Below are 26,472 nucleotides of genomic sequence, written 5' to 3'. Positions count from 1 at the left end.
ATGACGTCTTTCTTTCTATTCTTAAGTAAAGTTTTCAGAGCATCTTTCGGTTTTTACGACACCTTCGGAAATGTTTTAAACTGGGTTCTATTCTTCGTTTGCTGTGTGCTTTTTACATATTGGTGCTACGTTTTAGTAGTAACATTGGGTGGCGATAAAGACAAAGAATATTATTCTCCTACAGAAGGAAAGCATCCTTACTACGATCCTACGATCTACAAAAAAGAAGGTTAATTAATTGGTTATATAGAAAAAGACCGGTCAAATTTTATTTGATCGGTCTTTTTACGTTTATACTTTTATTCATGTATCGGCAATACCAGCACAGGAATTTTAGAATCTCTCGTAATCCCTTTGGTTAAACTGCCTACGAAAACATCATAGATTCCACTTCTGCCATGGGAGCCCATTACAATATAATCTGCTTTTTTATCGTCAGCGTATTCCAGAATGATGTCCTTCGCAACACCCTGTTTCAATAAATGTTCACATTCCACCCCTTGTGAAAGAATTCTCTGATTTATTTTGTTCAGCAGTACCAGCTCTTCTCTTATTTCGTTTTCTTCAATCTCAGGAAAATACTGGTAACCCATGTCGCCGATTGCAAAACCAATTTCCATAGGTGCAACGTGTATAAGATTGATTTTTGCTCCCATCTGTTTGGCAAATTTTATGGCTCCTTCTACCAGATGTTCTGTTTTATCTCCGAAATCTACGGGCAATACAATGTTAATCATAACTTTAAATTTTGAGGTTTTGGTTATTCTAAAGATACAAAAAATAATGCCGAAAAAGAAATTTTAAAGGATTCTCAAATCCAAAACTTTCTCATCTTCCAGAAAAGCTTCCAAAATATCGTTCTCAGAAACTTTCCCAACGCCAGCCGGAGTTCCTGTAAAAATCAAGTCTCCGACTCTCAGTGTAAAATATTGAGAGACGAAAGCAATAATGTCGTCAACCGTAAAAATCATATCTTTTGAATTTCCATCCTGAACTTTCTCTCTGTTCTTTAAAAGTGAAAAATTCAAAGATTCAAGATTGTAGTTTTCCTTTTTAAAGAAACTTCCCACAACTGCAGAACCGTCAAACCCTTTCGCCAGTTCCCAAGGAAGACCTTTGGATTTCAGGTCGCTTTGCAAATCCCTCGCAGTAAAATCAATTCCTAAACCGATTTCATCATAATGTTTATGAGCCGCTTCTTTCTGAATGTATTTTCCGCCTTTTGAGATTTTTACTACTACTTCAAGCTCGTAATGCACATCATTCGAAAACTCAGGAATATAAAAATCATTTCCTTTCAAAACCGCTGTATCGGGTTTCATAAAAATCACCGGTTTATCGGGAATTGCATTTCCCAGTTCTTTAGCGTGCTCGCTGTAATTTCTTCCTATGCAGATTATTTTCATAAAATTTATATGTCATTTCGAGGAACAGTCTGTCCCGAACCATTCGGGATAGCAATATCACTTCATCCTCAATTTATTACTCATTAATGATTACTCATTACTTATTTTTTCGGGAGCTTTTTCCCGCTTTCCGCTGTATCTTTTGTGTTCTTGCGAACAAAGTGAAGAAATCCGTTGAATTTTACGCCATCGCAATAACAAAAAAGGATGCCGCTGCAATCGGGGCTAGTTAAGATGGTATATTCTTTTCAATTTTTTGTTTTAAATTGAAATTTCTAGCCATATTAGCAAAAAACGTGGTAAACCACCCCGTCAAAAAATCAAAGATTTTTCGCCACCCCTCCAAAGTAGGGGAATTTTTATCGGTTGTGAATAATCCGATATTTTCATTATTTTAATCTTCCTATTCCCATCTTCCAACTTCCCGCTTCCATCTTCTCAATGCTTAAACTTATTCCCACAATAATAGCAGATATAATTTTCACTCGACAGAACTGATATTCCGAAGAAACTCGTCGAGCTGTCATCTTTGTAGAGATGATTTGAGCCGCATTTTGGACAGACAAAATCAAAATCCGGATTCTCGATGGTATGATCTACTTCAAGTGCAAATTCGTCGTTTTCCTTGTAGTCTTTCAAAACCTGTCCGGCTTTTTCAATATCTTCTTCAAAAACCTGTAACTGAATTCCGCCAACAGCCTGCGAAAGCAACCAATCCGACTGTATCAGCTGTTCGTTGGCAATAAAACTGTTGATGCCGCTTTCAGCCAAAATCTGCTTATCGCGGTTGGCTTCCAAAGCAGTTTCGTAGAATTTGAATTTAACTAAATCACTCATACTTTTTTTAATTTTTTGTTTCCCAAAGAATATACAGATTTCTGTGCCACGAATGTTTTGTGTCACACAGATTTCACGGATTCCACAGGTTTTCCCACGAACACACGAATAAATTTACATAGCGCATTACAATAAAAATTCGTGCATTCGTGGCTATTAACTTTTAAAGCAGGTGTCCAAAGTGTTCACCCCAAAAGAAAATCTTCGATTTTCAATCTTAAGTATTCTAATTCTTCACAAAGATTTTAAAAAAAAACTAATGTGACTTATGTGTCAAAATGTTTTCAAACCTTATTTGAACTTTAACAAATCAGAACCATAAATCTAAACCTAAAAAACTTTTGTGATTTTTGACTCCATCGAAATAACATTGATCGACTGTAAGGAGATAATCTTCGATTTGTGGTTAAATCAAGCCTTGCCCGTCAGCTGAATTTTAGTAAAAACTTTCTTTGTGTACAACGGGAAATCGGCATTCTGCAGCCATCCGTAATATCCTAAATCTTTATTAAACACATCTTTTACTGCCTGACCTTTGTATTTTCCAAAGTTGAAAACAGGAATATCTTTATCATTAATTCCGATAAAACCGGCAAGGTCAGCGTTTTTGTTGTGGAAAGTAAATTCACTTAAAGCATTGATTTCATTTGGAATGTCTTCATATTTTCCAACCTGGGCGTCCAGAACTTCAAACGTTGCCATCACATCCGCTTCAGCCGAGTGGGCGTTTTCCAAAACTTTACCACAGTAAAACTGATAGGCTGCACCAAGATTTCGGGGCTCTTTTTTGTGGTAAATGGTTTGTGCATCCACTAATTTGAATTTGCTTAAATCAAAATCAAAATCTGCACGAAGCAATTCTTCCGCCAATAAAGGAACATCAAAACGGTTAGAATTAAATCCTCCCAAATCAGCACCGGTAATCATCTCAACCACTTTTGAGGCAATTTCTCTGAAAGTTGGTGCATCTTTCACATCTTCATCGTAAATTCCGTGTACAGCACTCGATTCTGCGGGAATCGGCATTTCAGGATTAACTTTCCATGTTTTGCTTTCTCTTGATGAATCTGGGTTTACTTTCAGGATGCAGATTTCAACTATGCGGTCTTTTCCGACGTTGGTTCCTGTTGTTTCAAGGTCGAAAACGCAAAGGGGTTTATATAGTTTTAAGTTCATGATGTTTAATTTGAAAATTTGAGAACGGGTTAATTTGAAAATTTAATTTAATGCTATTTCAATTGCTTTTGAAATACTAAAGAAATGAAAATATAATAAAGAATTACCAATGGAATTCCGACAAATTGAAAGATAACTAAAATTAAAATTGCACCGATTAATAATGCGAGTTTTGAATAATTATCCTGCAGTTTCATCGACTTAAATTTCATTGCAATCATTTTGATAGGTGAAATTAAAAGCCATGAGCTTATAATTGTTATTATGAGCAAAACTTCAACAGAAAAATGAATTGTATCCATTTCCCCCGTGGTTATAATCTGTGGAATGAATGTGTTTTTAGAAAATAAAATTTGTGTGAGAAGATAAATTCCAAAAATCAAAATCGTATTACTCGGCGTATTCAAACCTTTAAAATAATATTTCTGGTCTTCATCCAAATTGAAAATTGCGAGCCTTAGACATGAGAAAAGCGTTATCAGAAATCCAAAATATTTAATGGCGAAAGGCAACTGCATTCCAAAAACTTCATTGCCGAAAGGCTCCAGCATTTTAAACATCGCCAGTCCTGGAATCAAGCCGAAGCTTACCATATCCGCCAAAGAATCGAGTTGAGTTCCGAGATTAGAATTAGCCTTCAAAGCTCTTGCCACAAAACCGTCGAAAAAGTCTAAAACCAGCGACAAAATAATGCAGATTGCCGTTGTCTGGTAATCGCCCAAAATCAAATGCACAGCACCCACACAGCCCGAAAAAAGGTTTCCCAGCGTTATGGCGTTGGCAAGATTGTTTTTAATGAAATTCATGTCAGCAAAATTACATTTTTTAAAATTTTCAGCGTGGGTTAATATGAATTAAAAATTAAATTAATATGAATTTGACGTAAATTTGAAGCGTAAAAATGAAGGTCGACCATCATAAAGAATTGTACATCAGGCTGAAGATTTTTTAAACGATATTATTGCATGAAATTTTTCAAAGAATTCAGAAGGGATGAGATTCTTGTGCTGTGCTACAGAATTTTTTTGGCCTTTGTTTTTTATCAGATCGCAAGACTTTTGTTTTGGTTTTTCAATAAAGATTTAATAAAAGTAGACAGCGTTTCAGACTATCTGAGTCTTGCTTTTCACGGGATTGCGTTTGATCTTACAGCGATTCTGTATGTGAATATGCTTTTTATTTTTTTAAGCCTCATTCCGATTGTTATTAATACTAAAAGCGGTTATCAGAAGTTTCTTTTCTGGCTTTATTTTATCACCAACGGCATTGCTTATGTGATGAATTTCGGTGATTTTATTTACTATAAATTTTCGCAGACAAGGCTTACGGTTGCGGCTTTTCAGGTGGCTCAGCATGAAACCAATATTCTCAAGGTTTTCACAGCTTCCGGCAAAGAACATCCTTTTGTGATTGTCTGGTTTGTGATTTTGATGATTCTGTGGGTTTTTCTTTACAAAAGATTTAAAATTAAATACCAAAAACCAGTAAAATTAGTTCCTTATTTTTTGTGGTCAGTCCTGATTTTGTGTTTCTCTGCAGTCTTAATCGTTGGCGGAATCAGAGGCGATTTTAAACACAGTACACGCCCGATTAATCTGGTTGATGCCAATAAATTTGTCAAAACTCCAGTTCAGGGAAATCTGGTTCTGAATTCTACTTTTTCATTTTTCAGAACTTTGGGAAGCAATAATTTTAAGGAAGTTCATTTTGTGGAAGAGAAATTTATTGACGACAATATTTTTCCCTACAAAACCTATGGAAGGCAGGTGCAGGATAAACCCAATATCATTATTTTCATAGTAGAATCTTTTGGAAGGGAATATTCCGGAGCGTTTAATAGATATAAAAATATTAAAGATTACGTTTCGTATACGCCGTTTATCGACAGTCTGGCAAATGAAAGTCTGATTTTTCCGAATACTTTTGCCAACGGACGGCAGTCGATTCACGGTATGAGCAGTATTCTGGCGGGAATTCCGAGTCTGACGGATGCTTTTACAAGTTCGCCTTATTCTAACCAGAAAATTCAGTCGATTGTTTCGGTCTGCAATGATTTGGGTTATGAAACTTCCTTCTATCACGGTGCACCGAACGGTTCGATGGGATTTTTAGGTTTTGGAAATATTTTAGGATTTAAAAATTATTACGGACTGAACGAATACAATAATTCAAAAGATTTTGATGGTATGTGGGCGATTTGGGACGAACCGTTTTTACAGTATTTCGCAAAAAATTCAGGCAAAAAACAACCTTTTTTGGCGACCGTTTTTACCGCTTCCTCACATCATCCTTTTAAAATTCCGGAAAAGTATCAGGGCAAATTTAAAAAAGGAAAAATTGAAATGCATGAGCCAATGCAGTACACCGATTATGCCATTAAAAAGTATTTTGAAACTGCCCGAAAGCAGCCTTGGTTTAACAATACCATCTTTGTGTTTACGGGCGATCACACCAATCAGATTGCTTATCCGGAATATGAAAAAGCGATGAACCGTTTTGCTGTTCCGCTGCTGTTTTATTCTCCGAATCCTGCTTATCAGCTGAAAGGTGTTAATCCTGAATTAGCGCAGCAGATTGATATCTATCCAACTTTGGCAGATTTGATGGGTTACAATAAAAAAATCAGAAGTTGGGGCAGAAGTCTTTTGAGTGAAAAACAATACCAGCCGTTGATTGTGAATTCAGACGGAAGTTCTGAGCAGTTTATTTACGGAAATTATATGTACAGATTCGACGGTAAAGATATTACGGGCGTTTATTTTAAAAATGATTTAGGTTTTGAAAACAACCAAATCGATAAACTGAAAACTGCCGAGGTAGAAAAAGGAAAACTCACTGCGAAAGCATGGTATCAGGATTACATGAACAGAATAATGAACAGAAAACTCAACTGATTTAAACGGTGTTTAAAAATAAAATTTCTGTAAAGTATTACTATTTATGCTTTGAATAACAAAAATGTTTGCTTGTTTAAAATTAATTTATACATTTAACTAATCAAGAATTGAGTAATCTATAAATAAAATTAAACTTTATAAAATGAAAAAATTATTATTTACATTGGCGTTTTCACTCGTAGGAGTATTTTCTTTTGCACAGATAGAAGGGAAGTGGAAAACCATTGATGATGAAACGGGAAAACCGAAATCTATTGTAGAAATTTTCAAGAAAAGTGACGGCAAGTATTACGGGAAAGTGGTGCAGCTTCTTATAAAACCTGAAAACAACAACTGTGTAAAATGTAAAGACGACCGTAAAAATAAACCTTTGCTGGGCTTAGAAATTATCAGAGGATTGGTGAAAGAAGATGGCGAATTTGTAGGCGGAACGATTACCAATCCCAAAGATGGTAAAAGTTACAAAACTGAAATAGAAAAAGATGGAAACACCTTGAAAGTGAAAGCTTTAATTATGGGTATTGCTGTGAAAACGCAGACCTGGCATAAAGTGAACTAAGAAGTTTTAATAACATAAAAAGGAGGTCAAAAAATGACCTCCTTTTTTAGTGCTCAAAAAATGTTTTTAAGCTAAAATTCTTTTCACAGCTTCCTTCACGGCCGCCGCGTCGATTTTATATTTTTTCATTAATTCAGCAGGTGTAGCAGATTCTCCGAAGGTGTCATTCACAGCAACAAATTCCTGTCTTGTAGGTCTTTTTCTTGCCAGCATTCCGGCAATAGATTCTCCCATTCCGCCAATATAATTGTGCTCCTCAGCGGTAACAATTTTGCCGGTTTTCTCCACAGATTTTAAGATAATTTCTTCATCTAAAGGTTTGATGGTGTGTATATTGATGACTTCGCAGGAAATTCCTTCTTTCTCAAGCTCATCTGCGGCAACCAAAGATTCCCAAACCAAATGACCTGTTGCAACGATAGTTACATCAGTTCCTTCCTGCAAAAGAATACCTTTTCCGATTTCGAAAGGCATATCTTCAGGAATGAAAACCGGTACAGTAGGTCTCCCGAATCTTAAATAAACCGGACCGTGGTGATCTGCAATGGCAAGTGTCGCTGCTTTGGTCTGGTTGTAGTCGCAAGGATTGATTACCGTCATTCCGGGAAGCATTTTCATCATTCCGATGTCTTCCAAAACCTGATGCGTAGCTCCGTCTTCCCCTAAAGTAAGACCTGCGTGAGAAGCACAGATTTTCACATTTTTATCTGAATAGGCAATCGACTGACGAATCTGGTCGTATACTCTTGATGTAGAAAAGTTGGCAAAAGTTCCGGTAAAAGGAATTTTACCTGTGATGCTCAAACCTGCAGCAATACCCATCATATTTGCTTCAGCAATACCCACCTGATAGAATCTTTCAGGTGCTTTTTCGATGAATTTTTCCATTTTCAAAGAGCCGATAAGGTCTGCACAGAGGGCTACAACATTCGGGTTTTTATCTGCCAATTCAGCCAATCCTGCCCCGAATCCTGAACGTGTATCTTTTTTTTCTGTATATGTATATTTCATGTGAAGTTTAAATTTATGATTGATAAATGATGTCTGATAATTGATACAAGTGAAAAATCATTTATCAATTATCACTGATCATTCATGTTAGTAATCAGCCGGAGCTTCTAAATATAATTGTTTGAAAGCCGTATCCAGCTGCTCATCATTTGGAGCTTTACCGTGCCATGCGTGAGTTCCCATCATGTAATCTACACCGTTACCCATAATTGTATGAAGTATGATTACCACTGGTTTTCCTTTTCCGGTTTCTGTTTTTGCTTTTTCTAAAATAGCAATTACCGCTTCCAGATCATTGCCGTTTTTCTCTTCCAGAACTGTCCATCCAAATGCTTCTAATTTTGCGTGAAGATTTCCTAATGAAAGAACGTTCTCTGTACTTCCGTCAATCTGCTGACCGTTGTAATCTATGGTAGAAATGATATTGTCTACTTTTTTCCCGGCAGCATACATAAATGCTTCCCAAACCTGACCTTCCTGCAATTCTCCGTCACCGTGAAGCGTGTAAACCAAAGAATCTTCACCGTCCAGTTTTTTACCCTGTGCAACGCCTAAAGCTACAGAAAGTCCCTGTCCAAGAGATCCTGAAGCAATTCTGATTCCCGGCAGACCTTCGTGAGTAGTTGGGTGACCCTGCAATCTTGAATCTAATTTTCTGAAAGTTTTCAGTTCTTCTACAGGAAAGAATCCAAATCTGGCTAAAGTAGAATAGAAGACAGGCGAAATATGTCCGTTTGAAAGATAGAAATGATCTTCATTTTTACCTTCCATTGTGAAAGGAAGTTTGTAATTCAAAACTTTCCCGTAAAGTGCTGTGAAGTATTCTGTACAGCCTAAACTTCCACCGGGATGTCCTGAATTTACAGCGTGAACCATTCTCAAAATGTCTCTTCTGATTTGTGTTGTAAGAGATTTCAGCTCTTCAATACTTTTACTCATATATTAGGATTTATTATTAGAATTGATTGTATGCGAATTTACAATTTTTTACCGGCTTACGGAAATTGAAAAATCCGGAGTTTGAGTTCCGGATTTTGGTGTATTTATCAATAAGCCTTTCCTTTACAAAACCAATCATGATTTATAATTGTATCTTTTTTATGTATGCTTAAAACTAATTGCCCCTTTTCTTTTTTTATTGTATCTCCCGCTTCGATTTCTTCTGAGCCAACAATCCAATTATTATGCACCATAATATTGTCTGAAGTATTCTTTGTGTGAGAGTATCCACTAGCTTTTATCCATGTTGGATCAATATTCGTCGATACAACGATCAAATTATACTCTTCTGGATAAAAGGCTTTTTTTACGTCATTACAATCTGGATTTGTACAAGATAATGTTATCACTAGAGCAATTGTGCCCTTTATTATTTTTAGCATAATTAAACCACTTTCAAATAATTCTTATTCTTCACCAACCACAACCCCATAAACGTTAGTAATCCATTCAAAATAATCAGCTCTACACCAATTCTGTAATCTATGTAGGTCGTGACTAAATAATTAATTATGTATGTTAAAACCGGTGCTAAAAGCGTAACCGCAAGAATAGAATATTTTCTTGAAATTTTAAATTTAGTAAAAATTCCGAAGGCGAAAAGTCCTAAAAGTGGTCCGTAAGTGTATCCTGCAACTTCCATGATGAGATATACAATTGATTTTTCATTGATTGCCTTGAAAACCATAATTAAAATAAAGAAAATTACCGTAAACGTTAGGTGAATCTTCATACGGAGATGTTTTTTTTGCTTTTCTGTTCTGGTTTTGTCTTCATTCAAATTCAGCAAATCTACACAGTATGAACTGGTTACTGCAGTTAAAGCGCCATCCGCGGACGGAAATAAAGCTGAAATCAAACCGATGATGAAAATCACTGCAATTGTCATCGGGAAATATCCGTTGAGTGACAGAGCGGGAAACAGGTCGTCGCCCATAATATTTTTCACATTTCCTGCGGCATCTTTAAAACCGAATACGTTGGAAACGACTTCTTTTCCGTCTACAATGCTTGTGACTTCAGAATATCCCGCGCCATTTTGTAAAGCAAAAAGATAGAGCAGTCCGCCCAAAAACAGGAACGCCAAATTCACAAAAAGCAAAGTTCCTGCGAACGTCAGCATGTTTTTTTTGGAATTTTTCAGATTGTCTACGGAGATATTTTTCTGCATCATTTCCTGATCCAAACCTGTCATTGCTATGGTAATGAACATTCCTCCGAGAATAGTTTTCAGAAAGAAAGTCTTTGAATTGGGATCAAAATTAATGAAATGAGTATAATTTTTCTGTTCTAAAATGGTGTAAGCTTCACCAAATGAAAGGTTTAAATTAGATAAAATATAAACGATACAGGCAATCAAACTGATAATCATAAAAGATGTCTGCAAAGTATCTGTAATCACAATGGTTTTTACTCCGCCTTCAAAAGTGTATAAAAGCACCATTAATAAAAGCACCAAAGCGGTTACCCAAAACGGAACTCCTAAGCCTTCAAGCAGGAAAATCTGTAAGACATTTACCACTAAATACAATCTTGCAGTTGCCCCAATTGCTCTTGAAACAATGAAGAATACGGAACCGATTTTATGTGCTTCAACATTGAATCTTTTGCCTAAATAAGTATATATTGAGGTAAGATTCATTTTGTAGTAGAGTGGGAGAAGGATGGCGGCGACGATAAAATAGCCGATGAAAAAGCCAATCACCATCATGTAATATTCAAAACCACCGAAAACGTATTCGCTTCCTGTCATTTTTCCGACCGTTCCCGGTACAGAGATGAAAGTAACTCCGCTTAAGCTGGTTCCGATCATCCCGAAGGCAACGAGCCACCATTTGCTTTTTTTGTTACCGATGAAAAAAGACTGGTTATCAGAGTTACGGCTGGTGAAGTAGGAAATCACCAAAAGCCCTACAAAATAGACAAATACAAAGAGTAAAAGTACAGTTCCCGGATTCATGCTTACAATTAAATTTCAGCAAATATAGTTTTTTTTGTGATGTTGCGGGATGTGCGATGATGGATGCGGGATGTTGTTTGTGATTCCTGGCAGATTTAGTAAATTTACAGATGTTTTAAATGTCGCACGATGTTGAATATCGTGCGTAGTTTCGCACAGATTTCACAGATTTACACAGATTTTTTACGTTAAGATTTAAAAAAAGCCACGAATACACGAATAATTACTGAAATTAAGAAAGTAAATTCGTGCATTCGTGGCCTCAACTTTATTTTCTCAGATTTTTATTCTTAATCATCTGTGAAAATAATTTTGATCTATGGGCAAAAACATCTATCACCCAACATCCATCACCCCACTTTACAAGACATCCTGCAAATCCTCATTCTTCTGGAACGTGGCTTTTGCAAACGGGCAGAGGGGAATGATTTTTTTATTGTTTTCTCTTGCGAATTCTACTGCTTTAAGGAGCATTTCCTTTCCTACGCCTTTTCCGTTGTAGGCATCTTCCACCTCCGTGTGATCGATGATGAAGCGGTCTTCTCCTGCCCATGTGTAAGTCATTAATCCGGCTTTTTGTCCGTCAATTTGAGCTTCAAAGCTTCCGTGTTTTTTGTCGTCGTTTTGTTTTACGTCTATCATATTATGAAAATTTGGTTTGAATTTCTATTTCGTTTAATAAAATTTTATGGACGGGGCATGCATCTGCAATTGCATGAAGTCTTTTCAGCTGGTCTTCATTTAAGTCGCTTCCTTCAAAACTAACATTTCTTTTAAAAACAGCCAATTTTGTTAAGGGAAAATTTTCCAGTTCTACTTCTACGTCTATGTTTTCAACATTCCATTCTTTTCTGTCGATGTACATTCTCAAAGTTGCTGCGGTACAGCTTGCTAGGGATGTTGCAAGAATTTCAAAAGGATTGAAACCTTTGTTTTGTCCGCCTTTATCAATAGGTTCGTCGGTGATCAGGGTATTTTCTCCTGCTACAACTTCTGTGTAATATTTTGTTTTGCCTAAGCTTGCTTTTACGGTTACAGCCATGTTTATTAGTAATGAGTTATGGGTAATTATTATTGATGATTGATTGATTGATTGATTGATTGATTGATTGATTGATTGATTGATTGATTGATTGATGATGATAATTTTCCGCTGATTACAAGAATTTCGCAAGGTTTATTCTCTACAGGAAAATCTTCGATTTTCAATCTTATGTGTTCTAAAATATACGCGAAATTTTAATAAAAAAACTTTGTGACTTATGTGTCAAGAAGCTTTTGTGGTTAAATTTTAACTTTTTAAGCAATCTGCGTTTTAAAACTTTCAATTTTTTCATTCAAATCTTTGAGAATTTCAGGATTGATGACACCGCTTTCTAAATCAAAGTTTTCATAAAATTTAGGTAGTGAAAACGTTTCTTTGATTTCTGCTCCAAAGTTTGGAAAGAAAGTTTTTGCAGTGTTCATCACATTTCCGCCGCCGTAACCGCCGGGAGATGTAGACATTAAAAGCATCGGTTTATTCTGGAAAACTTTTACATTAATTCTCGATGCCCAATCAAAAATATTTTTAAATGCTGCTGAGTAAGATCGGTTGTGCTCTGCCAGCGAGCAGATTATCACATCACAGTCTTCGATTTGCTTTAAAAAATTGTGGGCTTCTTCCGGAAACCCCTTTTTCTCAAGGTCAACGGAGAAAACAGGCATGTTAAAATCATTGAGGTCAATCAGATTAATTTCATGATCAGGAAAACTTTTCAATACAAATTTCACCAATTCTCTGTTGATGGATGTGGAAGATGTACTTCCGGCAAATGCTAATATCTTCATTATACAGTTGAAGGTTTAGAGTTTAATATTAAATCACGATGTAAAAGTTGGATATCCAGTTATAAAGTATTGAAACTTGCAATTACAATTTACTTTCTATTCAAAACAGCCTTAGGCAGCGGCACAAATTCCTTGTCTTCTCCCGGAACTAAAGGGAAAGCCTCGTGATTCTGGTCATTCCAGTTTACTTTTGCCTCTTCAATTTTTTCGCGGTCTGAATGCACAAAGTTCCAGAAAATATGCCTTTCTTCAGCAAATGGTTCGCCTCCGAAAAGATAAATCGTGGTGTTTTCATTGATTTCAAATTCACAGAGCGAAGCATTTTTGGAAATTAGCAGCTGTTTCGTTCCATATTCCTGACCCTCGATATTTACAGTGCCTTCCATCACATACATTCCAACTTCACCGAAAAGATGATGGCCGATATTGAGTTTCTGTTTAGTTTTACTTTTAATTTCAACAAAATACAAAGGACTGTGAACGGGAACTGCTGATTTTTTTCCGAAAGCTTCGCCGGCAATCAGCTTGTAATCTGTATCGCCTTCTGTCCAGGATGGTATTTCATCTGCTTCGATGTGGAAAAATGAAGGTTCCGTGTCTTCCATTTCTTTGGGCAATCCAATCCAGATCTGGAAACCGTGCAGAAATTGCGGGGAATTTCTGAGATATTCGGGAGTTCTTTCAGAATGAACAACACCTTTTCCTGCGGTCATCCAGTTGACGGCTCCGGGCTTGATTTCAGTTGCAGAACCAAGGCTGTCACGGTGAAAAATGGATCCTTCAAAAAGATAAGTCAATGTGGAAAGTCCGATATGCGGATGTGGCGGAACATCAAGGTTTTGGTAATCTTTAAGCTCGGCAGGTCCCATGTGATCGATAAAAACAAAAGGTCCTACGGCTCTTTTTTCACGGAAAGGCAAAAGTCTGCCCACTAAAAAGTTGCCTATATCTGCAGCTCTTTCTTCTACAATCAGGCCAATATTTGACATCATATTTTTTGAGTTTAGTTTTAGTTTAATTGAGATTTCAAAAATAAATATAGTGATTTTTAAAAATAAATGACAAACGGTATCTCTTCCTATTCAGAATTTAAAGCTTGTCGTAACTTTCAAAACGCTCATCCACTATACGTTTCCAGCTGTTATTTTTTTTGATAAATGCAAAAACGTAAGGGCAGAAGGGAAGTAATTTTTTACCGCTTTCCTCAATATACATCAAAGTTTTTTCAACCACTGCCGCAGCAGCTCCCGTTCCCGCGAGTTCCGGCTCGGCTTCCGTGTGGATTAATGCAATCTGCTGCCGGGTTTCTTTGTATTCTATAAAAGCGAAGTGACTGTTATATTCTATTTCAAATCTCTTTTTGTCTTCGTTTTTATTTAAAGGAATGTTTTCAAATTCTGCTTTCATAATCTTATTTTTTGATTAAAACAAATCTAAGAATAGAACAGAAATCTTACGTTGATGTGTGATAAGTTTTAAATTAATTTTATTTTATTCTTTCGAATTCATATTTCTGCCATCGGAAACGTGAAGTCTTCTGAAAACCAAACTTGAGAGAATTGTTAAAGCCCCTACAGTAAGGAAAGTGTAGCGGAAAGCGTTGTGCGTTTCATGACGGATGAGCTCTGGGCTGTTTTCGTAAATTTTTAAAACAATTAATCCAAATGCAATTCCGAACCCGATGGCGAGCTGCTGATTCACCGAAATTAAAGAATTCCCGCTGCTGGTCTGGAAATTCCGTAAATCTGCGATGGAAATTGTATTCATCGATGTAAACTGTATCGAGTTGAAAAATCCTAAAATAGCAATCACGGGAACAAACCAGAATATAGAATCGTGAATATCCGGAATAGCAAGTAAGCAGATTAACACTCCTATAATAAACGTATTGACCATCAACGTTCTTTTATAACCGAATTTATTTAAAACCCGGATGACAGAAGATTTACCAAACATCGCTGTGAGAGCCATCGGAGCAATGATCCAGCCGGAAATAACCGCCGACTGTCCGTATGCAATCTGAATCATTAAAGGAAGCAGAAGCGGAACGGATGAGATTCCCAGTCTTGTGGCAAGATTTCCAATAATTCCAACTCGGAAAGTCCGGACCTGAAACAGGCTTAAAGGAAAAATAGGATTGTTTCCGCGTTTTGCATGGCGGTAGTAATAGTATAAAAATAAAAATCCGAGAATGAAAACCAGTAAAACAGGAGTAATATTTTGAATATCCCCAAACAGTTCCAGAGAAATGGAAAGCAGGAGAGAGGCTGCGGCAAAAATCATGAAACCTTTTAAATCAAAATCGGTATCTCTTGAATTGTAATTCGGCATATATTTTAATCCTAAAACAATTCCTAAAACTCCTATCGGAATGTTGATGAGAAAGATCCAGTGCCAGGAAAGGTAATCTACCATATAACCTCCTACCAACGGGCCTAAAACCGGACCGATTAATGCAGGAACAATCGCAAAATTCATGGCTTTAAGCAATTCATTTCTATTGAAAGTTTTTATTAAAGCCAGTTTTCCTACGGGTGTCATCAAGCTTCCTCCAACACCCTGAATCACTCTTGAAATCACCAAATGCGTCAGATTCTGCGACAAAGCACAAAAAACTGAACCCAAACTGAAAAGAACCAAAGCAAAAATAAAAACTCTTCTTGTCCCAAAACGGTCTGCCAAAAATCCGCTTGCAGGCATGAAAACTGCCAGTGTGAGAACATAACTGATAATCGCATTCTGCATATTCAGCGGAGATTCTCCCAGGTCTCTTGCAATGGAGGGTAATGACGTGTTGAGAATTGTAGAATCCAGCATCTGCATAAAAATCGCAGTTGCTAAAATTAAAGGAAGAACTTTTTTTACGGTTTGGCGGGTTGAGGTTGTTGTCGGCATATTTTAAAAATAATGAGAGATGCAATTTTAAAACCATCCACTTTTTCAGATGCAAAAAGTCCTGTGATTTCTCACAGGACTTTCAAATTTTATTTTCTGACCTTTTCAACGCCTATCCAGTCTTCGCCTTCTCTTTTTACCTGGCTCAGTGTGTAGTTTTCGAAGTCATCGGTTTTGTACTCGATATTATCTTTATTCTGCTCAAACGGCATAATATAATAGAAATCTTTATCTGTTTTATCAGATTTTGTTCCTTTTTTCATCGTCGGCATATATTTGGTTTCAAATTTATACTTCGGAAGATATTGTTTTACAGATGCGTAAAACTGTTTGTTGCTTTTCTCAGCAGGAATAATATCTACAATTTTGAAGTCGTCTTTTTTCTTGTCAATCCACAGATAATAGTTTTTTTCTTCACCAGTCATTCTGTTAAGAGAAGCAAATCCGAAGAATTCTTTAGGAACAAGTTCTTTGATTTTTTCGGGATCAACTTTTGTCCAGTATGCGCCTTTTGAAGGGTCTACATAGGTTTCAAGGTTGAGAAGTAAAACCTGATTGTTTGTAAAGTTTTTGTTTTTGAAATACTGATCCAAAGAAAGTTCTGCTTTATCTCTGATTTCTTTCCCCTGCTCATCAATTTTTTTGGTAGGATTCTGAGGGTTAACCTTTTTTACGAATTCGTATAAAACCACTGGTTTAACGTCTTTAAGGTGAGGATAAGTTTTAAGCTGCTCTGCCTTTACCAGCCAGTAATATTGCTGATAATAGTCTTCTTTTTCCTTATCTTTTACAGTTTTATACTGGAGAGCGAGTTTCTTTGAGTTCAGGAATTTTCCAAATTTACCCTGTCCGAAAGCCATACCCACAGCCAACAAAGCAAACAAAACACTTACTTTTCTTTTCATTACAAACACAGATTATAGATATAAATATTTTTTAACTTTTCAAATATAATTATTTATTAGATAATAAGTTTAATATTTAGTTAAATTATCAAAATATTCTTCATTTCATTCAAAAAAACTTTATAAAGAATATAAACTGAAATATTTTAAGCAAAATTTAAAACAAATTACACTGCAGGCTCCTGCTGGCTCAAACAATGAAAGCTTCCCAGACCCCAAATAATCTCTGTAGAATCAATTCCCACAACTTTTCTTTCCGGAAAACATTTTTGAATAATCTCCAAAGCCACAGGATCTTTATCGCAACGGTACGTAGGAACAATCACATGATGATTTGAAATATAAAAATTGGCGTAAGAAGCGGGCAGTCTCTGATCTTCCCAAATTACGGGATCCGGCATTGGAAGTTCAATGATATTTAAAGGAGTTCCGTCCAGAAGCTTCATTTCTTTAAGCTGACGGAGGTTGGTTTGAAGAATTTCATAATTATCATCTTCAGTATTGTCTTCTACAACGGTAAGAACAGTGTTTTCGTTCACAAATCTGATGGTGTCATCGATGTGACCGTCGGTGTCGTCGCCTACAATTCCGTCTTCTACCCAAAGAATCTGTTCCTGTCCGTAATAGTTTTTCAGATATTCTTCAATCTCTTCCTGAGAAAGATGAGGGTTTCGGTTTTTATTTAAAAGACATGATTTTGAAGTCAGAATAGTTCCTTTTCCATTAAATTCCACACTTCCGCCTTCCATCACAATTCCCGGATGAAAAACCGGAATGTCAAATTCTGCTCCGATTTTGGTCGGAATCACATCATCAAGATCAAAGGGTGGATATTTGTTTCCCCAGGCATTGTAGCCCCAGTCAACAATCACTTTTTGCTCTTCTGAATTTGGATTGACCAGAAAGGCAGGACCGTGATCTCTGCACCACGCATCGTTGGTTTCGTTCTGATAAAACTCAATGTTTTCGATATTTGCACCGGCCTGCATGACGCAATCCATCGCAAATTTCTGCATTTCATCATCTTTCACATTAATTCTCACAAACTCGTCCTGAGAAAGAATCTTGATAAATTCAGAATATTTAGGATAAATTTCTTCCAGTTTTCCGGGCCACGATTCTTCCTTGTGAGGCCAGCTCAGCCAGGTTGCTTCATGCGGCTCCCATTCTGCAGGGAATCTGTAGCCGAGTTGTTTTGGAGTATTTGTCTTAAAGTCCGAAGACCGAGGTCCGAAGTCTGAGCATTTAGGGCTGTTGTTACTATTTTCGTTATTCATTTTCTAATCTTTTAATGAGTGCTGAGATCATGGCTAAAATTTCTTCACTCAAATTATATATTTTACTGAAATTTTCATCAGAAATCATATTTCTCTTGCGAGCTATAAATATGCAGCCTACAACTTCAATATTTGAACGTACCGCATATCTTAGAAATTTTACAAATTCTTTATTTGATTAACCTGTGGAGCCTTCAGCAATATTTAATGAAACAGAGTCGGCTGCTCTTTTAATCTGAGAAGTTAAAATAAAAAGCTCATCTTTAGGAAAAAGTTTAGTGGTAAAGTCTACCAGATAAGTTAATTCCAAGGATTTTTGCCAAACTCTTAACTGTTTGAATTTAAATGCCATTATTTATAATTAAATAAAATTAATTTATAAAAATCGTCAGGCTTCCGACCTCAGACCTCTGTCATCAGACTTTAAGCTTCGTCAATAAATCTTTTGGTAATTGGCTGATAACTGTCGATTCTTCTGTCTCTTAAAAAAGGCCAGTGCTTGCGGATGTAATCGGTTTGCGAAAGATCAACTTCTGTTACTTCCACTTCTTCGTTATCGTGCGAACCTAAATACAAAAGTTTACCCTGCGCGTTGGTGACGAAACTTCCGCCCCAGAATTTCATTGCGCCATCCTGCTCGAAACCAACTCTATTCACAGAAACAACAGGAACGCCATTGGCAACTGAATGCGAGCGCTGAATCGTCTGCCATGAATTGTATTGGTCTGCATTGGTTTCTTCATCCTGATCTGTTGCCCAGCCGATTGCGGTAGGGTAGAACATGATTTCAGCTCCCATCAAAGCAGTAATTCTTGACGCTTCCGGATACCACTGATCCCAGCAAATCAAAACACCAATTTTGGCAAATTTAGTCTGGAAAACTTTGTATCCTAAATCTCCCGGCGTGAAATAAAACTTTTCGTAAAAAGCAGGATCATCAGGAATATGCATTTTCCGGTATTTACCAAGATAAGTTCCGTCTGCATCAATGATAGCAGTAGTGTTGTGGTATAAACCGTGCGTTCTCTTTTCGAATAATGATGCGATGATGACAACACCCAATTCTTTTGCAAGTGGTGAAAGTGCTTCGGTTGAAGGCCCGGGAATGGCTTCTGCCAAATCAAAATTATCGTAATCTTCTACATCGCAGAAATATAATGAAGTAAATAATTCTTGCAGACAAACGATCTGAGCACCTTTTGCTGCTGCTTCACGTACTTTTTCTATGGCTTTATTGAGGTTGGTCTGCTTGTCTGCAACGCAAGACATTTGTACAGTTCCTACTTTTACTTTAGACATTGGGTTCTTTTTTTTACAAAATTAAGGTTTAAAAAACAGAATAAAAAAATCCCGCAAAGAAAATTCACGGGAAATCAATTATTTAATTGTTAAATTTTAGTAAGAATCATCGTGCACCGAAATGACTGCTCTTCCGCTCGGATCATTCATCTTTTTGAATGCTTCATCCCATTCCAAAGCGATAGGAGTGGAGCAAGCCACTGAAGGAACGGACGGAACAGTTGCTGCTGCTGTTTCGCTCGGGAAATGTTCTTCAAAAATGGTTCTGTAACGGTATTCTTCTTTGTTTTGAGGAGTATTTAAAGGAAATCTGAATTTCGCATTGGTCATCATCTCATCTGAAACATATTTCTCAGCGATTTCTTTTAAATTATCAATCCACGAATAACCTACACCATCTGAGAACTGTTCTTTCTGTCTCCATGCGATAGATTCTGGTAGAAGATCTTCGAAGGCTTTTCTTAAAACCCATTTTTCAATCTTTCCTTCAGATTTTTTAATCATTTTATCTGCCGGATTTACATTCATGGCAACATCCATAAATTCCTTGTCCAAAAACGGAACTCTTCCTTCAATTCCCCAGCTCATCAAAGCTTTATTGGCTCTCAAACAATCATACAAATGAAGTTTATTAAGTTTTCTTACAGTTTCATCATGAAATTCTTTTGCATTCGGAGCTTTATGAAAGTATAAATATCCACCGAATAATTCATCAGATCCTTCACCAGATAAAACCATTTTTATTCCCATTGATTTAATCACTCTTGCAAGCAAGTACATTGGGGTAGAAGCTCGGATGGTTGTTACGTCGTACGTTTCCAGATGATAAATAACGTCTCTCACAGCATCAATTCCTTCCTGAACAGTAAAATGAACTTCGTGATGCACACTTCCGATGTGGTCTGCAGCTTTTCTGGCAGCTTCAAGATCTGGAGAACCAACTAGCCCAACCGCAAAACTGTGAAGTCTCGGGTACCACGCTTCCTGAGTGTCTCCGCTTTCGACTCTCTGTCTTGCATATTTTGCCGTAACAGCTGAAATGATGGATGAATCCAAACCTCCTGAAAGCAAAACACCGTACGGAACATCACTCATCAATTGTCTGTGCACCGCCTCTTCAAGGCTTTTTCTGATGGCGGCAATATCTGTCTCATTATCTTTTACTGCATCAAAATCTACCCAGTCTCTTGTGTACCATTGTTGAAGTTCTGAACCTTCAAGACTAAAAACATAATGACCCGGCAAAAAAGTTTCGATGGTTTTGCAGACACCTTCCAAAGCTTTGAGTTCGGAAGCTACGTAATAGTTTCCGTTTTTATCCCAGCCCTGATATAGTGGGCAAATTCCCATGTGATCTCTGGCGATGAGGTAAACGTCGTTTTTGATGTCATATAAAGAGAAGGCGAAAATTCCATTCAGTTTTTCGATGAAATCTTTGCCGTATTTTTCGTATAAAGCGATTATGACTTCGCAATCTGATTCAGTTTGAAACTCGTAATCTGGAAATTCGGTTTTCAGTTCTCTGTGATTATAAATTTCTCCGTTTACTGCCAAAACAATATTTCTGTCTTTTGAAAATAAAGGTTGTTTTCCTGAGGTAGGATCTACGATTGCCAATCTTTCATGAGAGAAAACTACTTTTTCGCTTTGAAAAACACCGCTCCAGTCCGGACCACGGTGACGAATTTTTTTTGACATCTCCAAAACCTGTGGTCTCAGGATTTCTGTGTTCTGTTTTGCGTCAAACAGGCATACGATTCCGCACATATTTTATTATTTTGAAACAAAATTATGATTATAATTAATTTTTATCAAGTTATTTTTTAAATTGATTAATATTTTAAACCAAATAAAATATTTCAATTAATTAAATTAATTTTATAAGGTAAAATTTTTGGATTTGGTTAAAATTTTTCATTTTGAAACATTGGAAATAAAAAATTGCGGAAAATTTTATAATTTTTAAAAAATAATGGTAATTGGGTATTGGTGATATGAAAAAAAATCCCGTACTTTGAACCGAAATAATTTTTTTTCATCATTTGTGTTTTTACCTTCTTGCAAGTCAATTGCAAGGAGGTTTTGTTTTTTTTAGCCCTTACCCAAAAGAACAGCTGAAACATTCCATGCGCTGAAACTGCTTCCTTCTGAAGCACCCTGAGGAATCTTCACGTGAATGCGGTGTTTCCCGGCTTTTAAATTTCCTATTTCTATAAACTGAGGATTGGTAACAGTTCCAGGGCACCAGTTTGAGCGACTCAAATCTGAAGAAGAAAGTCCATCAGCAAAATTACCTGAAGCGGGATTGAAAAGTCTGTAAGAACCACATTCTGACCTCCAGGGAGTGAATGAGAAAATCTGTTTTCCATCTACCAAAATTGTGTTTGTTTTAGGTAGAAATTCGTCGCCGTTTTCCCAGCCGCCGTGTCCGGTTGCTATGTATCGCATGGTAATATTTTTAATTTCTCTATCAAGGGTGAATTCCATTTCAAGACCTTTTTCGCTGCTGAACATTGTCGCATAATCCTGACCTGCCATTTCCATAATGTTGATTGTGCTGAAAACAGGAATCACAACATTGTTTTTGTGAACCTGCTGCGAACTTTTGTGAATCGTAACGTCTAAACTCACTTTATGACCACCTTTGTCGTAATTTCCGATGAAAGTTCCTACCCAGATTTCTTTTTCGGAAAGTGCAGGTTTTAACTCAGTGATATCCTGACGAAATGGGCTTACTGTTTGCCAAACCTTATCTTTCAATTGAATGTGGTTAAATTTATTAATCCCGAAAGAAGTGAAAAAGCGCATCATTTCAACTGCCGGAAGATAATTTTCTGTCGCTGTTACACCGTAATACTGTTTCCCGTTACCATTTTCGAAAAGCGGAAGCGTTTTTACACCATTTTGAAGCCCGTCGAAAAAACTTTGCTTTTTATCTTCAGGAATGTAGAAGACCGTTCCGGTTCTGTCATAAGCATCGCCGTTGGACTGTTGTTTTACTTCCACAAAGATGTTTTCTCCTTCGGAAATTTTAGGGAACTTTACTTTCTTTAAAATAATCGTTCCATTGGCAAATCTTTTTATACTATCGTTGGATTTTGATTCTTCGGAAAAATTGATTATTTCATTTTCAAAAACTTTGATTGTGGTAAATCGGCTTCTCCACAGTAAATCTCTGTAACTCAAAAGGTCGGTTTTTGAAGGGTCTTTACTGATGATTTTTTCGATGCCTGTTTTCTTTATTTTTTTCACGGAAACAGCGGTTGTTGCTGAATTCCCGTTTCTTTCAATTTGAAGAACCAATCCTAAATTTTGTCCCAAACTTGATGGCCCGCCTTTCAGTTTTAAATCGTTCGTATACCAGACTTCGATGGTGTTTGAATTGATTTTTGTGACAGCTTTTCTGCAGTTGTAACCAAGAATTTTTTTACTTTCTGAAGTCATTTCAAATTCCTGTTTGGAAACAGATTCAGAATCTGAAGTTGAAACGATTTTATTTGAGTTTAAAAATCCGTAAGAAACAATCGTGTTGTTGGGTTTTTCGATTTTACTTATTTCAAAAGGAAATTCCGTCTTTTGATTTTTAATATTGGTGTTTAAAATATAATTTTCGGTTTCACTTACCCACGCTATCGTTTTGGGCTGATCAGACTGTACTTTTCCGTTGTAGGAACTTTCGTACTCAATCTCATAAATCTGAGCCTGATTGAAAATGGATAAAACTAAAAAACAGAATAAGAAAATTGATTTTTGCATGATGTACTGATGGTTTTTACAAAGATAATTTTTAAGTCTTAAAATTTCAATTTGCTTCAGTAGATTTACTTTTTAAAATATAAAATCTAAAGTTTCGTTTTAAAATTAAACTAAATACATGAAGTCAATTTATTGCTTGATTATTTTACTGATTTTCTCAAACTCTTTTTCAGCACATAAGGATAAAGTTATAATTAAAAATTATGGAAATGTAAAAACACTGTACATCTCTGAGTTTAATTTTGGTGAGAGAATTGTTTCGGCTGAAGAACTTAAAATGAAGATTTTGGGTGAACTAACAAGAAAATTGTAAGAAAAAATGGGTTTTCAAGATACGATCATGCTTGAAAGAAAGACATTTTTATATCCTAACAAAAATGATATTTATATAATTGAAAAGAATGATGTTAATTGTAAATTCTTAAAGCTAAATAATAATTACACAAAATTGACGGGTGGAAATGGAATTGCAGTAAGAATATTGAGTTCAAAAGTTGATGTTGAAAATGTACTTAAACTTATTGAATTTGCTATTAAAAATAAAAATCGGCTAAAAAGATATTTAATTAAAACAGATTACTATTTTGATGATGAAGTTAAAATTTCAATATCAGCGAACCCTCCAAAGCTTATTACAGAAATAATATCAAAAGAATCTTCTTTAGTAAAAGAATTAATACAACATGACCTTTTGCTTTTTAAAGATGATGATCAATTAATTTCGTGGGTAAATAACGAATTTACTTTTAAAATGAATTTAGAAAGGTTCAAACCTGAAAATGTTTACAAAGATCTATGGAAAGATGAATTGAGAGTGAGAGACTTTAAATATTATATTCAATCTGATTCTTATAATTTTTTCGTTGTCTTCATAAATGAAAATTTTTTTAGTTTTTTTGATGGAAATGAAAATAATAAAGCGAATAGCATTGAGATTGATGGTAATAGTAATTTTTATCCGTTTGTCATTTCACTCGAAAAAATAAATAGCAAAATAATTATTTACAACCGAGATAATCTTTTTATCTACGATATCTACAAAAAGACACTGCAAAGAATAGATTAAAAGATTTTAAAATCAATGTAATAAAACTCAGTATACTGTTGTCTTACTTTCAAACTCAAATTTAATGCAGCGATTTTTTGTACTGTTGATGATGCTTTGCGCATCGTTTATTTTTTCACAAACTGTTGAGGGGACAATTGTTTTAAAAGACAAAAAACCAGGTGCTTATGCCGAAATTCTTCTCAAAAAAAATCAGCAGAGATTTACTGCGATTACAGATGAAAAGGGATATTTTAAAATAGAGGTAAAAGAAAAAGGCGATTATAATTTCGAAATTTTTAATGATGGCGAGCTTGTTCTTTTCGAAATTTTAAAAATTGAAGATGATATTTTTAAGAATTTTGAAATTGATAACAATCAGAACAAATCTGCAATTCAGGAGAAGAAGATTGAAGGTGTAGTGGTGACCGCAAAAAAGAAAGTCATTGAAAGAAGAGTAGACAGACTGGTCTTCAATGTAGAAAATTCAATCGCCTCACAAGGTTTGGATGCGGTGGAAGCTTTAGCAAAAACGCCAATGCTTCGCGCCACCGACAAAAGCATCAGTATCGCAGGAAAAAGTGGAGTAGCAGTGATGGTGAATGACCGTTTGCTCAATATTTCCGGGGAAGAACTCATTAATTATCTTAAAAATCTAAGGTCTGATGATATTCAGAAAATTGAAGTCATCACAACGCCGCCAGCAAAATATGAAGCTCAGGGAAAAAGCGGTCTGATTAATATTGTTCTTAAAAAAAATACGGGTTTAGGATGGAATGTTTCGCTACAGTCAAGTCTGAAAAATCTGTACTGGAATGTACCTTCGGTTTCTACAAGATATGGGGCGACCGTGAATTATCAGGGCAAAAAACTCTCTGCATCTGCAGGTTTCACCGACGGAAATTTCTACTGGCGAATGAAAGGATATGAATACAGCTCCGGAAATGACAGCTATTGGAACACAGACAGCTATTTTTTTAATAATCTCCGCAACAAAAGCACCAACCTGAAACTGGAATATAAATTATCAGACAAAAGCACGATTGGCGGGAGCTACAATTATTTTTTTGCCAATCCCGTTGAGACTGTGAAGAATACTTCCGCTATAAAAGATAAAGAGGGTGAAAGGGCTTTTACTTCAGATGCGCTGGCTTTTAATCACAGAAATAATCATTATGCGACCCTGTTTTATGATGTTATAATAGACAGTTTGGGCAGTAAGCTTAGTGTTTCCGGGAATTTAATTTCAAATAATGCCAATGCAGACGATTATTACAATACGCAAACCGATCAGTTGATTTCTACTTACATCAATCCAATCAATCAGTACCGGATATATTCCGGACAGGCAGATTTAGAGAAAAACTTCACGAAATTTAAAACAGAATCCGGCTTAAAATTTACCAAAATTAAAAATGATTCTTACTTTAATTATTACGATTTGAATAACGGAATTCCGACCATGAATTTCAATCAAAGCAATAATTTTTTCTATGCCGAAAATAATTACGCAGTCTATATTTCAGGGAACTATGAAATTTCGGATAAATGGAGTGCCAAAGCAGGTTTGAGATATGAATTTACAGAGCTTACAGGGATTTCGCCCAATGAAAATTTAACCACCAAAAATAATTACGGAAAATTTTTCCCGACGGCTTACATCAGCTATAAACCGAATGAAAATAATGCTTTCTCGATCAATTATTCCAAGAGAATTAACAGACCTTCGTTCAGAGATTTAAATCCTTTCCGATACATCAGTTCAGCTTTTGAATATTCAAGTGGAAACCCTCTTTTAAGACCGTCATTTACAGATAACGTGGAATTCAGCTATGTTTTAAAGAATAATTTTACCCTCACAGCTTTCCATAACTACAGCAAAAATGACTGGGACAGACTGCAAAGAATTGATAACGGTATGAAGTACACCATCATCTTCAATTTCTATAATCAAAACCAAACCGGAATAAGTTTAAGTTATAATTACACCAAGAAAAGCTGGCTTGAGTCTAATATTTTTGTAAATGCCTATTACGTAACTTCAAAAACATTTGTGGAAGATGCGGTTCAGATGCCTGGTAGCTATGGATCTGATTTTAACTTTGACAATACTTTTTTTCTGAATAAATCCAAAACTGTTTCGTTCATGCTTGGTGCGTGGGGAAATATCCCTTACAAAGAAGGAAATACGTCTTTCAAAGGTGTTGCATCGGTGTATTCAGGTTTAAAATTAAATTTAATGGATAAAAAACTCACCATGAATCTCTTGATGAATGATGTTTTAAATACAGAAAGAGAAAAAGGAACAGAATTTTATCAGGATTTCAGTACACAATATTATTTTAAAGGAATCAGCCGGAATTTAAGCTTGTCTGTAACGTATAAATTCGGAAATAACGATGTGAAAGGTGCTACGAAAGAATTGAAATTTGAGGATCAGAACAGAGCCAAATAAGAATTTGGTTTATGTTTAAAACAAGAAGAGAATCCGTCTCACAACTGAGGCGGTTTTTTTTGGTAATTATTGCAGGATTTCGTATATTTATATCTGATAATCAGACAGTTGTTTATGAATTTTAAGCATTATAATCAAAATCAGTTAGTGCTGTTTCCTTATAGT

At 35.9% G+C, this 26,472-nt stretch carries 25 protein-coding genes and 1 pseudogene; 5 read left to right on the top strand and 21 right to left on the bottom strand.

The window, feature by feature from the left end:
• A complete protein-coding gene (locus tag ASG31_RS14395; RefSeq protein WP_056034133.1) occupies window positions 1-234 on the top strand; it encodes a DUF6341 family protein in 234 nt (77 codons plus the stop codon).
• A 65-nt stretch (window positions 235-299) separates the two neighbouring features.
• Here the strand turns inward: ASG31_RS14395 and ASG31_RS14390 are convergent, their stop codons facing one another.
• The 5 genes from ASG31_RS14390 to ASG31_RS14370 all read right to left on the bottom strand — a co-directional run bounded on the left by ASG31_RS14390 (window position 300) and on the right by ASG31_RS14370 (window position 4,225).
• Complete coding sequence (locus ASG31_RS14390; RefSeq protein ID WP_056034131.1) at window positions 300-737, bottom strand: universal stress protein; 438 nt, start codon at window positions 735-737, stop codon at window positions 300-302.
• 63 nt (window positions 738-800) lie between these two features.
• Window positions 801-1,406 (bottom strand): fumarylacetoacetate hydrolase family protein, encoded by a 606-nt coding sequence (locus ASG31_RS14385; protein WP_056034127.1) that lies wholly within the window; start codon window positions 1,404-1,406, stop codon window positions 801-803.
• Window positions 1,407-1,844: 438 nt separating this feature from the next.
• On the bottom strand, window positions 1,845-2,243 hold the full coding sequence (locus ASG31_RS14380; RefSeq protein WP_056034123.1) for a DUF2007 domain-containing protein: 399 nt from the start codon (window positions 2,241-2,243) through the stop codon (window positions 1,845-1,847).
• Between the two features lie 411 nt (window positions 2,244-2,654).
• The gene (locus ASG31_RS14375) at window positions 2,655-3,419 is read right to left on the bottom strand and encodes a 3'-5' exonuclease (protein ID WP_056034120.1); all 765 of its coding nucleotides are present in this window, start codon (window positions 3,417-3,419) and stop codon (window positions 2,655-2,657) included.
• A 53-nt stretch (window positions 3,420-3,472) separates the two neighbouring features.
• On the bottom strand, window positions 3,473-4,225 hold the full coding sequence (locus tag ASG31_RS14370; protein ID WP_056034118.1) for a CDP-alcohol phosphatidyltransferase family protein: 753 nt from the start codon (window positions 4,223-4,225) through the stop codon (window positions 3,473-3,475).
• A gap of 159 nt (window positions 4,226-4,384) precedes the next feature.
• Here ASG31_RS14370 and ASG31_RS14365 point away from each other — a divergent pair, with 159 nt between their 5' ends.
• Together ASG31_RS14365 and ASG31_RS14360 are read left to right on the top strand one after the other, a co-directional pair.
• Window positions 4,385-6,313, top strand: coding sequence for an LTA synthase family protein (locus tag ASG31_RS14365; protein ID WP_056034115.1), 1,929 nt, complete (start codon window positions 4,385-4,387; stop codon window positions 6,311-6,313).
• 145 nt (window positions 6,314-6,458) lie between these two features.
• Complete coding sequence (locus tag ASG31_RS14360; protein ID WP_056034112.1) at window positions 6,459-6,875, top strand: DUF2147 domain-containing protein; 417 nt, start codon at window positions 6,459-6,461, stop codon at window positions 6,873-6,875.
• Window positions 6,876-6,941: 66 nt separating this feature from the next.
• On the opposite strand, the gene ASG31_RS14355 is transcribed toward ASG31_RS14360, so the two are convergent.
• The 16 genes and pseudogenes from ASG31_RS14355 to ASG31_RS14280 form a co-directional block, all read right to left on the bottom strand.
• The gene (locus ASG31_RS14355; RefSeq protein WP_056034111.1) at window positions 6,942-7,886 is read right to left on the bottom strand and encodes a transketolase family protein; all 945 of its coding nucleotides are present in this window, start codon (window positions 7,884-7,886) and stop codon (window positions 6,942-6,944) included.
• An 87-nt stretch (window positions 7,887-7,973) separates the two neighbouring features.
• On the bottom strand, window positions 7,974-8,825 hold the full coding sequence (locus tag ASG31_RS14350; protein WP_056034107.1) for a transketolase: 852 nt from the start codon (window positions 8,823-8,825) through the stop codon (window positions 7,974-7,976).
• 107 nt (window positions 8,826-8,932) lie between these two features.
• On the bottom strand, window positions 8,933-9,268 hold the full coding sequence (locus tag ASG31_RS14345; protein WP_056034104.1) for a hypothetical protein: 336 nt from the start codon (window positions 9,266-9,268) through the stop codon (window positions 8,933-8,935).
• 2 nt (window positions 9,269-9,270) lie between these two features.
• A complete protein-coding gene (locus ASG31_RS14340; protein ID WP_056034101.1) occupies window positions 9,271-10,845 on the bottom strand; it encodes a sodium:solute symporter in 1,575 nt (524 codons plus the stop codon).
• 360 nt (window positions 10,846-11,205) lie between these two features.
• On the bottom strand, window positions 11,206-11,487 hold the full coding sequence (locus ASG31_RS14335) for a GNAT family N-acetyltransferase (protein WP_185113220.1): 282 nt from the start codon (window positions 11,485-11,487) through the stop codon (window positions 11,206-11,208).
• A 1-nt stretch (window position 11,488) separates the two neighbouring features.
• Window positions 11,489-11,887, bottom strand: coding sequence for an OsmC family protein (locus ASG31_RS14330; protein ID WP_056034100.1), 399 nt, complete (start codon window positions 11,885-11,887; stop codon window positions 11,489-11,491).
• A 257-nt stretch (window positions 11,888-12,144) separates the two neighbouring features.
• Window positions 12,145-12,675, bottom strand: a complete 531-nt coding sequence (locus ASG31_RS14325) for an NADPH-dependent FMN reductase (protein ID WP_056034097.1) — start codon at window positions 12,673-12,675, stop codon at window positions 12,145-12,147.
• Between the two features lie 89 nt (window positions 12,676-12,764).
• The gene (locus ASG31_RS14320; RefSeq protein WP_056034728.1) at window positions 12,765-13,664 is read right to left on the bottom strand and encodes a pirin family protein; all 900 of its coding nucleotides are present in this window, start codon (window positions 13,662-13,664) and stop codon (window positions 12,765-12,767) included.
• Window positions 13,665-13,764: 100 nt separating this feature from the next.
• Window positions 13,765-14,082: a GNAT family N-acetyltransferase gene (locus ASG31_RS14315; RefSeq protein ID WP_056034094.1), complete on the bottom strand. Its 318-nt coding sequence runs from the start codon at window positions 14,080-14,082 to the stop codon at window positions 13,765-13,767.
• A gap of 84 nt (window positions 14,083-14,166) precedes the next feature.
• Window positions 14,167-15,570: an MFS transporter gene (locus tag ASG31_RS14310; RefSeq protein WP_056034091.1), complete on the bottom strand. Its 1,404-nt coding sequence runs from the start codon at window positions 15,568-15,570 to the stop codon at window positions 14,167-14,169.
• A gap of 89 nt (window positions 15,571-15,659) precedes the next feature.
• Entirely contained in the window at window positions 15,660-16,475 is an 816-nt protein-coding gene (locus ASG31_RS14305) for a hypothetical protein (RefSeq protein WP_056034088.1), read from the bottom strand.
• A 167-nt stretch (window positions 16,476-16,642) separates the two neighbouring features.
• Window positions 16,643-17,752: an agmatine/peptidylarginine deiminase gene (locus ASG31_RS14300; RefSeq protein ID WP_056034084.1), complete on the bottom strand. Its 1,110-nt coding sequence runs from the start codon at window positions 17,750-17,752 to the stop codon at window positions 16,643-16,645.
• Window positions 17,745-18,104 (bottom strand): annotated as a pseudogene (locus ASG31_RS14295) (four helix bundle protein). The gene ASG31_RS14300 and the pseudogene ASG31_RS14295 overlap by 8 nt, the downstream one beginning before the upstream one ends.
• A 71-nt stretch (window positions 18,105-18,175) precedes the next feature.
• The gene (locus ASG31_RS14290) at window positions 18,176-19,051 is read right to left on the bottom strand and encodes a carbon-nitrogen hydrolase (RefSeq protein ID WP_056034081.1); all 876 of its coding nucleotides are present in this window, start codon (window positions 19,049-19,051) and stop codon (window positions 18,176-18,178) included.
• Between the two features lie 96 nt (window positions 19,052-19,147).
• Entirely contained in the window at window positions 19,148-20,818 is a 1,671-nt protein-coding gene (gene asnB, locus ASG31_RS14285) for an asparagine synthase B (RefSeq protein ID WP_056034076.1), read from the bottom strand.
• A gap of 324 nt (window positions 20,819-21,142) precedes the next feature.
• Window positions 21,143-22,807 carry a GLPGLI family protein gene (locus ASG31_RS14280; protein ID WP_056034072.1) on the bottom strand — a complete coding sequence of 555 codons (1,665 nt, stop codon included), beginning with the start codon at window positions 22,805-22,807 and terminating at the stop codon, window positions 21,143-21,145.
• A gap of 319 nt (window positions 22,808-23,126) precedes the next feature.
• Here ASG31_RS14280 and ASG31_RS14270 point away from each other — a divergent pair, with 319 nt between their 5' ends.
• Window positions 23,127-23,873, top strand: a complete 747-nt coding sequence (locus tag ASG31_RS14270; RefSeq protein WP_056034066.1) for a hypothetical protein — start codon at window positions 23,127-23,129, stop codon at window positions 23,871-23,873.
• Window positions 23,874-23,937: 64 nt separating this feature from the next.
• Window positions 23,938-26,307, top strand: coding sequence for an outer membrane beta-barrel family protein (locus ASG31_RS14265; RefSeq protein ID WP_056034062.1), 2,370 nt, complete (start codon window positions 23,938-23,940; stop codon window positions 26,305-26,307).
• The last annotated feature ends 165 nt before the right edge of the window (window positions 26,308-26,472 follow it).

Origin of the sequence: Chryseobacterium sp. Leaf404, assembly GCF_001424145.1 — a bacterium.
Taxonomy (GTDB): domain Bacteria; phylum Bacteroidota; class Bacteroidia; order Flavobacteriales; family Weeksellaceae; genus Chryseobacterium.
Note: the sequence above shows the minus strand (reverse complement) of the source record. Positions and strands in the feature narration are given on the sequence as shown.